Annotated in this window: 17 protein-coding genes; 1 reads left to right on the plus strand and 16 read right to left on the minus strand. The window is 36.6% G+C overall.

All coding sequences use genetic code 11. The features are described from left to right. The 9 genes from QZZ23_RS10920 to QZZ23_RS10960 all read right to left on the minus strand — a co-directional run. Nucleotides 1–274 (minus strand): transposase (locus QZZ23_RS10920; RefSeq protein WP_292469979.1); only part of this gene is annotated, 274 nt, incomplete at its 3' end. 62 nt (nt 275–336) lie between these two features. After that, on the minus strand, nt 337–603 hold the full coding sequence (locus QZZ23_RS10925) for a peptidylprolyl isomerase (RefSeq protein WP_292469982.1): 267 nt from the start codon (nt 601–603) through the stop codon (nt 337–339). After that, complete coding sequence (locus QZZ23_RS10930; protein ID WP_292469984.1) at nt 561–767, minus strand: peptidylprolyl isomerase; 207 nt, start codon at nt 765–767, stop codon at nt 561–563. Before QZZ23_RS10930 ends, QZZ23_RS10925 begins: the two co-directional genes overlap by 43 nt. A gap of 80 nt (nt 768–847) precedes the next feature. Continuing rightward, the gene (locus QZZ23_RS10935) at nt 848–2,353 is read right to left on the minus strand and encodes a hypothetical protein (protein WP_292469986.1); all 1,506 of its coding nucleotides are present in this window, start codon (nt 2,351–2,353) and stop codon (nt 848–850) included. 20 nt (nt 2,354–2,373) lie between these two features. Then, nucleotides 2,374–3,144: a hypothetical protein gene (locus tag QZZ23_RS10940; protein WP_292469988.1), complete on the minus strand. Its 771-nt coding sequence runs from the start codon at nt 3,142–3,144 to the stop codon at nt 2,374–2,376. Between the two features lie 16 nt (nt 3,145–3,160). Further along, entirely contained in the window at nt 3,161–3,637 is a 477-nt protein-coding gene (locus QZZ23_RS10945) for a hypothetical protein (protein ID WP_292469990.1), read from the minus strand. Next, nucleotides 3,634–4,488, minus strand: coding sequence for a hypothetical protein (locus QZZ23_RS10950; protein WP_292469992.1), 855 nt, complete (start codon nt 4,486–4,488; stop codon nt 3,634–3,636). The genes QZZ23_RS10945 and QZZ23_RS10950 overlap by 4 nt, the downstream gene beginning before the upstream one ends. A gap of 15 nt (nt 4,489–4,503) precedes the next feature. After that, a complete protein-coding gene (locus QZZ23_RS10955; RefSeq protein WP_292469994.1) occupies nt 4,504–5,118 on the minus strand; it encodes a hypothetical protein in 615 nt (204 codons plus the stop codon). Nucleotide 5,119: 1 nt separating this feature from the next. Continuing rightward, nucleotides 5,120–5,587, minus strand: coding sequence for a hypothetical protein (locus QZZ23_RS10960; protein ID WP_292469996.1), 468 nt, complete (start codon nt 5,585–5,587; stop codon nt 5,120–5,122). Between the two features lie 620 nt (nt 5,588–6,207). Between QZZ23_RS10960 and QZZ23_RS14710 the strand changes: the two genes are divergently transcribed. Then, nucleotides 6,208–6,372 carry a M48 family metallopeptidase gene (locus QZZ23_RS14710; protein WP_366931348.1) on the plus strand — a complete coding sequence of 55 codons (165 nt, stop codon included), beginning with the start codon at nt 6,208–6,210 and terminating at the stop codon, nt 6,370–6,372. Nucleotides 6,373–6,406: 34 nt separating this feature from the next. Here the strand turns inward: QZZ23_RS14710 and QZZ23_RS10965 are convergent, their stop codons facing one another. The 7 genes from QZZ23_RS10965 to QZZ23_RS10995 form a co-directional block, all read right to left on the minus strand. After that, entirely contained in the window at nt 6,407–6,967 is a 561-nt protein-coding gene (locus tag QZZ23_RS10965) for a hypothetical protein (RefSeq protein ID WP_292469998.1), read from the minus strand. A 166-nt stretch (nt 6,968–7,133) separates the two neighbouring features. Further along, the gene (locus QZZ23_RS10970) at nt 7,134–7,625 is read right to left on the minus strand and encodes a hypothetical protein (protein WP_292470000.1); all 492 of its coding nucleotides are present in this window, start codon (nt 7,623–7,625) and stop codon (nt 7,134–7,136) included. 5 nt (nt 7,626–7,630) lie between these two features. Further along, nucleotides 7,631–8,314, minus strand: a complete 684-nt coding sequence (locus tag QZZ23_RS10975; protein WP_292470004.1) for a hypothetical protein — start codon at nt 8,312–8,314, stop codon at nt 7,631–7,633. A gap of 700 nt (nt 8,315–9,014) precedes the next feature. Beyond that, nucleotides 9,015–9,191: a hypothetical protein gene (locus QZZ23_RS10980; protein WP_292470008.1), complete on the minus strand. Its 177-nt coding sequence runs from the start codon at nt 9,189–9,191 to the stop codon at nt 9,015–9,017. Between the two features lie 151 nt (nt 9,192–9,342). Then, nucleotides 9,343–9,906 (minus strand): hypothetical protein, encoded by a 564-nt coding sequence (locus QZZ23_RS10985; protein ID WP_292470011.1) that lies wholly within the window; start codon nt 9,904–9,906, stop codon nt 9,343–9,345. 666 nt (nt 9,907–10,572) lie between these two features. Further along, nucleotides 10,573–12,468, minus strand: a complete 1,896-nt coding sequence (locus tag QZZ23_RS10990) for a hypothetical protein (protein ID WP_292470015.1) — start codon at nt 12,466–12,468, stop codon at nt 10,573–10,575. Nucleotides 12,469–12,636: 168 nt separating this feature from the next. After that, nucleotides 12,637–12,774: a hypothetical protein gene (locus tag QZZ23_RS10995; protein ID WP_292470017.1), complete on the minus strand. Its 138-nt coding sequence runs from the start codon at nt 12,772–12,774 to the stop codon at nt 12,637–12,639. Nucleotides 12,775–12,919 lie beyond the last annotated feature (145 nt).

Consider the following 12,919-nt stretch of genomic DNA (forward strand, 5'->3'; position numbering starts at 1 on the left):
AGAACTTACCTTTCTGGTAAGCGGAATCCCGAAGGGATTCCATAATCTCATTCCATACTCCTTCCTTTGACCACCTTTTTAGCCTTCTCCAGGCAGTTGCTCTGGAACCATAGCTAGTTGGCATATCCCCCCATCTACAACCGGTTATCAGGACAAAGAGAATACCACTGATGACCTTACAGTCATCAGCTCTCTTTCTTCCAGTTATTGGTTGTGGTGGTAAATGCGGTCGAATAAATATCCATTGCTCATCAGAGAGTTCTCTGAATTCCATTCATATCCCCATAATAAAATCCTACGAAGTAGTATTTATAGTTTTGAGATAGGTTCATTGAGTTACTCTTCCAGAACAGTGAACTTTTTCATTACATCTTTTCCTTTGATCTTATTGACGACATCCATGCCTTCAATTACCTGACCAAATACAGTGTGTACGCCGTCAAGGTGTGGCTGTACTGAGTGTGTAATGAAGAACTGGCTTCCACCTGTGTCTTTTCCGGCATGTGCCATTGAAAGTGTACCTTTGCCGTGTTTACGTGGGTTATTTTTTGTTTCACACTTTATTGAATATCCGGGCCACATGGGTCGGTTCCTGATGGGCATCCTCCCTGGATCATAAAGTTTGGAATTACTCTATGGAATGTGAGTCCGTCATAGACCCTTTCTTTGATTCGTTTCTCGAGGTTTGTCACGGTTTTTGGTGCATCTTTCTCGAACAGTTCCAGAACAATGGTTCCTTTGTCGGTTTCAATGATTACTTTCTTCATGAGTTCACTTTAATGAGATTTGTTAATGGGTGTGCCGGATTTAAGGTTTTCTTTAAGGCTGTTCGGATTTGCCCAAGCACTTAATCGATGGTAGCTTCAAGCTCGTTTCTCGTCACGTGCAGGAAAGTGAGTATAGGACCCTCCGCGTCATAAAGTATGGTATATGAGGACTTCTCAAACTCAATTTTTTGATTACCCTTCTCTTCTAGAGTACATTCGATCGTACCATCTTGTGCCAAGAGTTTCATATAGTGATGAGTAATGTTGTTCAATGACTGGGTGCGATTTGCGTTACTATCTGTTATAGTTATGTCTGGAGTTGAAGAGGTGGAGCCGACAGGACCCCATGAGTACTCACTATTACTGGTGTCGTAATACATCAGGTAAGTATCACTGATGATATCGATTGTGGATTCTGCCTGCTTTGTAGGGGTTTTTTGTCCATTAACGGGAAAAGTACTGCCAGAACTGCTTTCCCATATTTCGCTAATTCCTACTGAACTATCGGTATATTCGAGTCCATAAGAAGTCATAGACGGGGCTGCAGCCAGTATTATATTAGCCTTGTCTTTCTTATAGAAGCTATATACGAGGGTTTTCGTTCCGGATGTGGCAGTTAGGGTCATCCCCGAGGCCACAAAGAAACTTGAATCATCACTAGTAAATAAATAAAATGAGAAATTGTCAAATGGTGTGGTGTTAGTGTGGTTCAAAGCGGGAATCTTAAACGAATTTGGTAAAGGACTAATCGTTCCCATTTCTGGTTCTGTATCCAGTTCGATAATAGCTGTCTTGTTCTCATAATCCAGGGTTGCTGTGGTGGATATAAGAGTTTCTGCATAGTCTGCCCAACCGTCATAGAACTCGCTCTGGATGTAAATGATTATCTTGTCAACATCAAGTGGATTGACAAAAATACTGTTGAGGATGGTATTCGGGAATAATATCTCAGGGTCGTTGGAGGATGCAATGGAGATTGATGCATCGGTGGTTCCTGCAATGGAAGTATTCCCTTTTATCTGCATAATGGGAAGTGTCAGGGTTTCACCATTGAAGTGAAACTCAGGAGGCGATATCATTATTGTTCCGCCTGTGGGATATTTGGACCAGACTCCTCCGCCCTCATATGCAATTATGCGATCATTGTATGTGTATACGATTTTTCCCATCGATGCGTTAAATCCTGCAAAGTCTGTCTTATTCTTATAGTCTGCCCATGCGTTCCAATAGCCACTATTATTGTAAAATTCATTATACCATGTAGAATCGGCTGAAAGTCCTATGATCATTATCCGGCTTTCATTGTAGGCATCCTCCTCTCCTCTCACTTCAACATTACCACCCATCAGGGAAAGTCCGGTTGTCTGAAGAGGTGATTCTCCAAGGGCTGCTTTGCTTGTCCTTGAGTCAAAAACCGTAAAAGCCTGTTCTATTTTCTGGGCCTTGGCCATATCTTGCATGCTATCTATTGCAGGCATGGTGTAGAGTAACATTATGCCTATTGACAGGAGAGTGATTGCCAGCATTACTATGATTCCTATAACTGACGAAACAGCAAATTTATTCCCTGACAAATCCTTTCCCATTTTTTCACTCCATATGATCATTAATCGATAGTTACATCCATAGTCGCCTTGACGATGTATACATCTATATTTTCGGTATAACTCTTACCTGCTAAAACAGTTAGAGCCGTCTCGTTAACATCTATGGTTGACATATCAAGATGTTCGTTCAGGTATCTTTCCCATGCTTCAAAGTAATCGCTAGTTATCGTTATGTTGACCTGTGATACATTCTGGTAGCTTTCAATGGATCTTCTTCCTGCATCAGCAGTAACACGTACAAGTCCTGATCCGGAAACCGAACTGCTGCCTGACATACTTGCATCCGGTATCATAAGTACATTATTTGCATAGGTGAAACGTGGCTGTACAAGCATGATTGACTCTCCTGAACTGTATCTGACCCAAACACCGCTATTTTCATAAGAAATCAAAGTATCCTGAAAATCATTCTCTATATTTCTCATCTGCTTTCCAAATGATAATGTTTCAGAGGAACCCGCTGAATTGTTCCAGACCTGCATGCTGATATTGATGTAATTATTCTTTTTAACAGAAAGAGACCCACCGTACATTTTCAGCTCAACTGACTGAGCAGGGGCATTCCCGAATACTACTTTATTCACATTTGGTGCAAGCACCTGAAAACTTTGCTTTATATTCTCGGTGTGCTGGGTTTCCTGCATATGTTCTAACATCGGCACGCCAGCTACTACGATGATTCCGGTTGCAAGAAGTATGATGCTTAGAATGATGCTGTAGTCTATCATTTCTGATACTGCATCATCCGATTTAGTAAAATTATTTTTCATGCAACTCTTCCTGTTTTTAATATATTTCTATCATATTTGAGGCTGGATTGTAGTACAATATGAATTCATCTGATCCACTGAACAATTTTACCGATGCCACTTCGGTTTCGTGTACTTTGTAAGGTACTTTTAGTCTGGTTGCATCTTTTCCATGGGATTCAAATATGATCTCATCGGTCTGGTTTGATAATTCCATTGAATATTGCTGTCCCGCAATCTCATCCGGAAGTGGTAACTGGAAGAAGAAACTGCCTACTTCTCCTCCTGCACTTCTGGTTATCTGCACAGCAGTATCGATATTGGATATCTGCAATGCCATATCGTTCCCGTGTATCTCAAACTCATCTCGCATTATGGTTTGTTCCGCCCTGTCCATCATACTATAGAAAGAGCTAATCACAACCATCATAGTTATTACTGTAATTGCCATAGTCAATATGAATCCTACTGTGATGGATACCGCTCTCTCGTCATCTTTGAATTGCCGAATCATATCTGCCCCTTCGGTAACGTAATAGGTATTGTCACATTGATCTCAAGATGTCCGTTCTTGTTCAGTTTCATTGTACTATTGACGACTTCTACTCTTTCAATGTAGAACGGGTCTCTGTTGACAAGATCACCTGACATGAGAAAAGTGCCCATGGCCTGGCTTCCATTTATGAATTTGATACTGTAGGTTTCACCTGCGACTTGGTTGGAGAAATCGAAATCGAAGAACCCTCCATCAATTTCATTGTAGGTAATGTTGATTTCGGAAAATGAATCATTTTTAGAATTCAGTATGGAGCTACTGTTGCATACATTGAGGTTGATGTTGCCACTTGAATTGAAAAAGCTGGCTGACCAGATTGTAGTGCCTGATTGATTGTTTGCTTCTATTACAAACTTATTTGATTCATTTCCCAGAGTGGACACGTTAAGTCTGCCTAGTAAGAAGGCATCAGTGTAATTGACTCTTTCAATGACGGCCCAGTCGTTGTTCCCATTACCGAGTCCATTTTGACTCAAATAGGTGTCCTGCAATGCACCAGAGTCAAGGGAGAACATGAAGCCTGAAAGCGAATAGCTCTCTGTCATCTTTTCCGAGTAGTTCGCCATGTAGGCATCGAATGTTGCATTGTCATATCCATTATTTGAGTCTGCATAAGCCTTTTCATAAGCTTCGGTAGTGGTCTGCACAACGTTGGAAAAATCAAAGACGTTTGTCTCGATACTGGATTCTGAGGCCGTGTTGCTTGCATAGACGATGTTGTTAAGCATGACAGTCAGGACTACGATGCCTATTCCGATTATAAAACTGGCAATTAATATCATTTGTCCGGATTCGTTCAGTCTTTTCATGTTAACACCCTCTTTTTACATTCTCCATAAAATCATTTTCACGTCAATGAGATTATAGAAGTCCGTACTTGTATCAGCATCTGCTATGCCCGTGTAGGATTGGAATTGAGATGAATTTGGTATATCCGAATCTGACAACAGTACTCTTCTGGACACTATTACGGCGTTATCTGAAGGCTCGCCATTGTAGATGTAGTCCAGGGGCATTACGGCTCCTGCATCATTGATTACAGCAAATTGCACATTGTGTGCTATACCTTTGGGAGTGATTACAGCCATCAATAGATCAGCGGTCGAGCTGTTTTCAAGGGTGTTCTTGTTTTCAGATACGTAATCTGTAGAATTCCAGCTATACTCATCTCCGTCCCAGTCCAATATGTCTTCTTTGAGACTGGAATTATGTCCTGATTGGGAATGGTCGAGCATGGTCAACATATCCTGTGCCAGGGTTTGAAGCTGTGCTTCTATGTGTGCATTTGCCGTTGAGGATGTAAGGGGGGTAAGTGAAGTTGCCTGCACTGTGAATATTATTATTCCTGTGACAATAATGAGGCCCATGAGAGCTTCCAGAGTGTGTAACTGGGCTGATGTATCGAATTTGATATTGCACGGAATTTTTCCAGTGACCATATTACCACACCCTCACAAATAGCATTCTCTGAGTTTCATTCCTGGTATTTTCATTCCGGACAATAACTATTCTTTTAGTCTGACCTATGTTTCCCTGTGTGGGCAATTGTTTGCCTGTGGAATAAATGAGTGAACCCGATGGGATGCTCTCCAGTGTGATGTTGAAGTCATACCGCAAGTAGGAACTACTCATTCCATAGTAATCAATTGTACTTTCATAATCTTGATTAAAGAAATCATCAACTTTTGTGCCATTGAGCAGATTAGGTGTTTGAGGATTTCCAGCACTCATGTTTTGTTCAACCATATTTGTTGAGATCCTGTCAGCTATGAGCGTCACTTCATCTGAGTTTGACTGGAAAGGGGTGAAAAGCCCTGCTGTGTATGAGAATACAAATATGACACTTGTCAGAAAAATAGCGATGCCTATTAGGTAATCTATGTGCATCTGGCCACGGTTATCAATCATATTCCTCACAATATATAAATGGGTTATTATATATAAAGACAATTGTAACTCAATTGTGTATTCTGAGGATATTTAATTAGCTCCAAAAACGGCTCTGTAGAAATCCTCAATATTCAAACGTAAATCAAAGTGAACAATAATTTTGAAAGTGCTATATGTTATTGAATAAATTAGCTATTTTCAGTCAATTGAGTCTGATTTTGATAGGTTTTCTACAGACCCGCTTATTGATGATTGGATAGGACCATAGATCGGCAATGGTAGGAATAGTCATTGTCTAATAATTACAGTCTAATTTTTCATGTTTGGAATGTATATTACATTCCGAGCGAAATAAACAGATTTATTAATACTTTTCTTTTCATTTTCCCATAAAACTCGCCACATGCTGCTTAATCAAATCCCTCTCAATGTCTGGCGTAATCCTGGCATAATATTTCGCAGTGGTCATCGTACTACTATGATTCAACCTGAACGAAATAACTTCCATAGGAACGCACTGTGAGAGCAGATATGTAGCCAGTCCGTGCCTGACAGGTGAGGATACTTCAGTTCGTTATATTTTATCTCGACAGCATCCAGCATGGCATGATATTAATAACCATTTCATAGAAATTGTTATGGCACATACCTCAATTATCGATTATGTGGTGGTTCATGAAATGTGTCATTTGAAGCATAAGAACCACTCAAAGGAATATTGGGATTCCATTAAAACAATAATGCCGGATTATGAACAACGGAAAGAGTGGTTAAGGGTTAATGGGAAGATTTTGGATTTATAGGTGGTAATAAGTCATTGTATCTGACGAGGACGGTTCAAGCAATTAAATTAATTTTACTCAAATATATCATATGCTCGTATGGTTGAATAATTCCAGTTTTTAATCTCATTCTTATTGAATTTGAACGTGATTTATAATCCATCGTCATCTTGAACTTACCACCATTCTTATTTCTAATATTAACTGGAAGTCCACTATTCCATCTATTATCATATTTTTTAAATCGTTTTACAAGACGAGCACTTAGTTTAAATTTTAATTTTGGTCTACCATTATTACCTTTTTTATCCGGTTGCACTAATAAGAGATATCCACTACCTTTAATTTTTCTATCGTTATAGAACTTAGAGTATCTCCGTAAAATCGTTTGTATGGCATGATATTTGACTTCAGACAAACCCAATGAACGTCTACGTTCATTTGTCATATCTAATATCTCATTGATAGTAAAGAACTCATTACCATTGGATAGCATAGCTTTAAACATGAGATATTTTGCAGTACCAATCTCAGACCTGTACAAGCAATAGTGACATAATGGTTTACCTTGAGTATGTAAAGATTGCCCACAACAAATACATGTATCATCTGTCATTTATACCTGCATCTTTAATTGTTTGAGATAGTTTTTAGAGTTCTATATGTAAGTGCTGACGAGCATGTGGTAAGCAGTAGTAGACTGCCACCACAGACGAAGTAACAAAGTGGTGGCATGTGTCGGAGGGTGCTACATATAGAAAAAATACAGAGGATATGTGAATTCACAGATACTTCTCGCCTATATAGTTCCTTATTCCAAAGAATAACGTAATACTCCGGCATGTCAACGCTTCATCGTACACTTTTTGCAAATCTGAAACCTTCAACAGACTCATTTTTGGCGTGTTCATTCCACAATATTCACCAAGTTGTATAAGCTCAGCATGTGAAAGTGTCCGTATGATTTTCATGCTCTGTTCATAATTTGGTTTCTTCTTTGGATAAGGTTCTTCACTTGGTGAACATGGTTTTGTTCCCGATTGTTTCTCAATGTTGTTGTACCGGACGAGATATTCGATTTGCTCACACATTTTTATATCCGTCTCATCCATCAATTCACAAACGGTATTAAGCGACTGGTCTCTCTCCCAACAACTGATTGACTCCCAAAAATACAAGAGGTCTTTTAATTCTAATTTCGATTGTTCCTGATTGTTTGGTTGTTCGTCGTCGTCTTCATTTATTTTTATACTTGTATCTGTGTTTTTTTTCATTTAAATCACCATACTAATAATTTTTTACCACCTGCAAGTGCTTCTGACTCTATCAAAAGCCCATTTTCCTTGATTTCGGTAATTCTGAACTGAGCTGCTGCTATCTCTTGAGGTCGTAGTGCGTGGTCTACGTGTCCTCTTGCAATTTCGGGGTTATTTCGACCTAATATCTCAACACAATTCCGTTTGAGTTTCTTGTGTCCACGCATCATATACGGAAATTCACTAGTCCATTCACGGAAAAATTCATAAGTAAGGTATCTACGTGACCACTTCTGTGCGATGCTGTAACGTGCCTTTTTCCTATCATTGAGCATCTTTTCTTTCATCGGGTCAATTGGTCCAGGATTTGTAATTTTATGCAATTGTTGTTTTGTTTCGTATTTTTCCTCTGACAAGGTTCGTATGACCTCTTGAAGTCTCATTATTTGAGAATCTTTTTCGGATAATTCTTCAAGTAGGTGCGTGTTATCTGCATTATTTCCGACACCAGAACCACCGGATACATAAGAACCACCCGATGTATGAGAGTCACCAGATTCATTGGATTCACCGGATATGTCATTTTGATAAATAATCTGCTTTTTACTACGTTTCTTTTCCAACCAAATGTATGGGTTCTCATGATGGCGTTTTCCTTTACTTGTTAACGAAAAAAGCATGGGATTGCTATCTTTTTTAGTTTTCAAATATCCTCTTTTTTTGAGTACATAAAGTTCGGAGTTCCAATTACGATATTGATTTGAAGGATAACCTACACGTTCACGTATTTCTTTTCCACTTAATGCATCATCACCGATACATGCAAGAATTTTATTTTTTAGGGTGAACTTTTTGTATCTGATTTCAAATCACCTGCTTATATAGACAATATTAAAGCTGTCTATACCCATATATAAACATTCGTATAAAATTCAAAATGATAACATGTCTATGCTATGCGATTATTTCATATTAAATTGTAATATCATGGCAGTATGAAAGAAAATGAATGTATCTTTGAATGATTACAGGAATGTATATACGACAAAGTCAAAATATAGAAAAGTTGTAAGATACGCATGAATTAAGATTGTCGTACATTGAATAGTCAGATGATGCGGTGATATTACAGAAAAGTTGTAAGATACCTGCATTTATGCTACAAAATTCAAGAATTAGAATACGTCTTAGTGAAAAGCAGACTTAATATCAAGGTTGCAAGGTGTCAGCATTTCAATCCTACAACCTTAACGTATACGTTTCAGAATGTGCTAGAGCTTAAACTGAAAAGTAGTTATTTTTTATAACTATAAGAAGCTATTATTAAAAACAACCAATACATAATGATAAAAACAAATGATATAACAAAATTAAGGAAGACAGATTAAGAAAAAGTAAAAACAAAGTTTATGCTTTGTTAATTTTTACTTTCTTTAAAAAAGCCCTTCTTTCCTGAGGGACTCTATTAAATGCAGATGTGTACACACGCTGTGGACTTTCTTCTTGTATAAGAGTATTTACAGTATTAACTGCTACACCATCTTCCACACAAAGGCAGTTTTGCAATAAGTATTTTCCAGCCATTTTTATTTCTCCTATGTTTGGCTTTTTTTCTCCATTCTATAATAAGTTATAACTTGTACATATATCGCACGCTAGAATTTTAAGATTCAATCTATTATTTATTAAGTATCCAAGCAATTACATTATCCTATAAAAACTTATCATTCTTCATTTACACGATTTTCAATAAATGAGAATAAAATCCATCAGATTGTTCTTCTACTTGAAATTCAGTAAATCCATTATTTTGATAAAATTCAACAACACCTCTATGTTCTTTTTTAGCTTCAACCCATACGACTCTGCCGCCAACACTTTGCGCAGCAGTTTGTATAGTTGCTAGAGCACTTTCTAATACATATTTCCCTTCTATGGATTCTTTATAGGTATCATTTTTAGCTAATAACGCAATATAATAAGTAGGAATATATAAATTTGTCTTTTCTTTTTGATGTAATTTTTTAGCTTTACCGCCACTTATCTCTGCAAGATAAATAACTTTTAATGTTAATGCATAATATCCTAAAATGCACAAATCATCACTATTTTCATCTAAAATGAAGTATGATTTTGTATCTCCCATATTTTCAGAATGTACACATTTGTCACGAACGAATCCTTCGATAAAGCTTTCTCTAGAACACTTGAAACCGTCCAATAGAGATTCAATATCATCACGTGTAAATTCTTCGAGCAATTCTCTAAATGGAATAGCTATTGGTTTAATATTAATCACCTAACTCAAAATATTGGATAAAAGAGATTGTTCTTTTTTTAGTTTACGGTTGTTTATAGTAATGTTGAACTTATAATCAAGTATTTCCATCAGTTCTCTGGAAATAAAATTCATTCTTTGTCTATGTATAGAATCTACTTGCCGTATTCTCATATTATCAGTATAGCAGCTTCCCATGCGGATTATCATTTTTCCAGTCACCGTCTGTGAATTCATCCAGTGGTGCTCTTGCATTTGGTTATTCACTTATAACTTATCCGTGTGTATTTAAATAAGTACTTCTTCAGTGTGCGGTTTTGTTGCTCGTACTTATACCGTATTTATTATTTTGTTGGGGAAAGATTGTATAGAAAATTCCATGAATGTATGATTTGTATTTTAAAACCGGAATAATTGGTTTGTTCGTGAGTGGTAAAACAATCATTTGGAAATTAGCCGCTATCGAATAAGTTTATTTACAAAGTTTAAAAATAAGTATACGTCCCAAACAGTATAAACGATTGACAGTCATTTTTTAATTTGCTCTGTCAATCGTTTTGACAGTTCTTATTGATAGCGAAAAATCGTTGGTTTTTTGACTTAAAAACCGTGTATTTGGGAACGAAAATTATTTTCTGAAACGCATCGGTCGGCTTCCCCTGTTCCCTTAATTAATATAGAGGTTTTTTAACAAACCATAACTTTGAATTCTTCCTTCAAAGCAGGCGGAATATTATAAGCACAATAGAACATATCAGTTTGTTTATTTGCAGGTCTGAGCCTATGTAATGTATTGTAGATTTCTCCATTGAGAATAAATTTTATAAATAAATCTCTAACCAATGGATGTGATGGCATTACGGTTCTTTCTTTATGATTTGTAATCCATTTGAAACCGGGCATCTTGCCATGTTCCTTCAAATAATACTCATTCCAAAAACCTTCAAGTTCGTCTTGGTGTGGAATCCAAGTACAAACTACAAACACTGCATTGTAATCTTCCCATTTATTTACTCCCGGAGCACTCTTATAGTATAGAGCGGGAAGTGTAAATATTGTGCCATCATCTTTTTCATCATCAGTAAAATTAATTTTGTCCATATAAGTGATGACACAGACGTTCTTCCCAATTTTCACTTGCTTTTGTGCCATTCTCAATATATTACGATAATTTTTATTCCACTCGTTCCTATTTTCATTGCCTGTACGTGTCATAGTGTCAGTTATTATTGATGGAATCCATATTACAGAATCACTTTCTTTTGTAGCAATTTTCATTGTTACTTTAACTTTATATTCGGGAAACCACTGCTTGAACTCCATCAAATCCTTCAAGAAATATTCCTGCCTGAATTGTAAGGTTGCATCTGCCATCTCAATTTTCCTGCAAGAGTTCATGTGCATATAAAACAACATGTGCATGAACTTAACTTTAATAGCTGCATCTACATCATCTGCTATCCTATAATGTGTCCTGAAGCTCTTAATACATGCAAACATATATTCATCATCGATATGTTCCAACTCGAAACTCGTATCGAATGTACTATTTATATTATTTACTTTAGCTAAATTAGCAATATTTGAAAATAACTGCATCTTCATTTCTTGTAACTCAGCAATCTTCTCATTATTCATATTTTGTGCAATCTCAGAACCTTCAACTTCCTTGCATTTATTGCCCCATATTTTTAATTGAGAGATTTCACAATTGACCATTGCAATTTCTCTAACTGCCTGAGTACACATACCTTCCCATTCACGTTTTTTTTCATCATCCTCAATATGTTTCATAGCATTGTAAAAGTTTAAATATGCAACAACGTCCGAGAATCTAAGCAGACACCATTTTGCCTTCTTAATTCTCATATTCATGTTTGCATATTTTTCACATATCATCACATTATATCTGTATATCATATCATCAATACTAGAACCATACTGCTCAATCATATGAACATCTTTAATTCTAAGATGCTTCTCAATATCATCATAGATATGTTGCTTCATCTGACCTTCAGAAACAATCTTGTGCAGATTTTTTAAAATATGCTCGATATCAAATTCTAAATCATAACTATTTGCACATCTCTCATCTATGAATACACCATCGAAATCCTGATAATTCCAAATAGTCATTATTTCAGGTGTGCAGCAAATATTAACTGCAATATAACCTTCTCTGTCACGTACTTTCTTCCACCGTTCTTTATAATCACAATCACCATGACATTTTCTGTTGATACAAATTATGTATGGATTTACACCAGAAGAATGCAATTTCTCAATAGATGTATCATTATCCCACTCTGCACATGTATCTTTCATGGACTTGATTACTACATGATCGTTTGTTAATTTAACATCATACTCATCAAGTAATGCATGCCTCGGTGCAATTATTAGGAACTTTTTATCAGGATGTTCATTGACATATTTTTGAATATCGTAACTCTTTCCACTACCAGGAATACCAGAGTTAATGACTAATTCTTTGTTTTGAGTCAGTGGACTTGGTGACTCGTCTTTATACAGACAGAAACATTTATATTTATCATTACTATAATTACTATTGTTTACCATTGAAATCTAATCCTGCACGGAAAAAGAACCGCAAATTCTGTTCCATGCCTTTTATTTTTATATTTTAGAGAGATTCATTTTCGCATCTCCATTTTGTTTCACCTTTATTGTGTTCGATAGTCTGTACAATGTGGCGGATTTGCCGCTTCAATGACAAAGTTCGTGTTCTTAGTCACCTTTCTCCTCGAAATAGCCTTCTAACACATGATTGATGTATGTGCTTCTTGGGACGTACCCACGTTCTTCTTCTAATCGTTTACTCACTTTCTTGGTGAGCGTTATTCCGTATGCTTTGAATTCAGACATTTTTTTACCTTTATTAGTATATTATTAATCATACCTATATTATCACTAACATTTATAAAGATACACCCTGAAAATGAAGCTTCTTGCATTCGATTTATGGTTGTGTATGAGAACAAGAAAACCCTTTGACATGTGCAAGTTTTGA

The sequence above is a fragment of the Methanolobus sp. genome (genome assembly GCF_016278385.1).
Classification (GTDB): domain Archaea; phylum Halobacteriota; class Methanosarcinia; order Methanosarcinales; family Methanosarcinaceae; genus Methanolobus.

What these genes read in the sequence shown, in the direction of transcription:
- QZZ23_RS10925 (WP_292469982.1), bottom strand. Translation starts at nt 603, where the DNA reads ATGCCCATCAGGAACCGACCCATGTGGCCCGGATATTCAATAAAGTGT.
- QZZ23_RS10930 (WP_292469984.1), bottom strand. Translation starts at nt 767, where the DNA reads ATGAAGAAAGTAATCATTGAAACCGACAAAGGAACCATTGTTCTGGAA.
- QZZ23_RS10935 (WP_292469986.1), bottom strand. Translation starts at nt 2,353, where the DNA reads ATGGGAAAGGATTTGTCAGGGAATAAATTTGCTGTTTCGTCAGTTATA.
- QZZ23_RS10940 (WP_292469988.1), bottom strand. Translation starts at nt 3,144, where the DNA reads ATGAAAAATAATTTTACTAAATCGGATGATGCAGTATCAGAAATGATA.
- QZZ23_RS10945 (WP_292469990.1), bottom strand. Translation starts at nt 3,637, where the DNA reads ATGATTCGGCAATTCAAAGATGACGAGAGAGCGGTATCCATCACAGTA.
- QZZ23_RS10950 (WP_292469992.1), bottom strand. Translation starts at nt 4,488, where the DNA reads ATGAAAAGACTGAACGAATCCGGACAAATGATATTAATTGCCAGTTTT.
- QZZ23_RS10955 (WP_292469994.1), bottom strand. Translation starts at nt 5,118, where the DNA reads ATGGTCACTGGAAAAATTCCGTGCAATATCAAATTCGATACATCAGCC.
- QZZ23_RS10960 (WP_292469996.1), bottom strand. Translation starts at nt 5,587, where the DNA reads ATGATTGATAACCGTGGCCAGATGCACATAGATTACCTAATAGGCATC.
- QZZ23_RS14710 (WP_366931348.1), top strand. Translation starts at nt 6,208, where the DNA reads ATGGCACATACCTCAATTATCGATTATGTGGTGGTTCATGAAATGTGT.
- QZZ23_RS10965 (WP_292469998.1), bottom strand. Translation starts at nt 6,967, where the DNA reads ATGACAGATGATACATGTATTTGTTGTGGGCAATCTTTACATACTCAA.
- QZZ23_RS10970 (WP_292470000.1), bottom strand. Translation starts at nt 7,625, where the DNA reads ATGAAAAAAAACACAGATACAAGTATAAAAATAAATGAAGACGACGAC.
- QZZ23_RS10980 (WP_292470008.1), bottom strand. Translation starts at nt 9,191, where the DNA reads ATGGCTGGAAAATACTTATTGCAAAACTGCCTTTGTGTGGAAGATGGT.
- QZZ23_RS10990 (WP_292470015.1), bottom strand. Translation starts at nt 12,468, where the DNA reads ATGGTAAACAATAGTAATTATAGTAATGATAAATATAAATGTTTCTGT.
- QZZ23_RS10995 (WP_292470017.1), bottom strand. Translation starts at nt 12,774, where the DNA reads ATGTCTGAATTCAAAGCATACGGAATAACGCTCACCAAGAAAGTGAGT.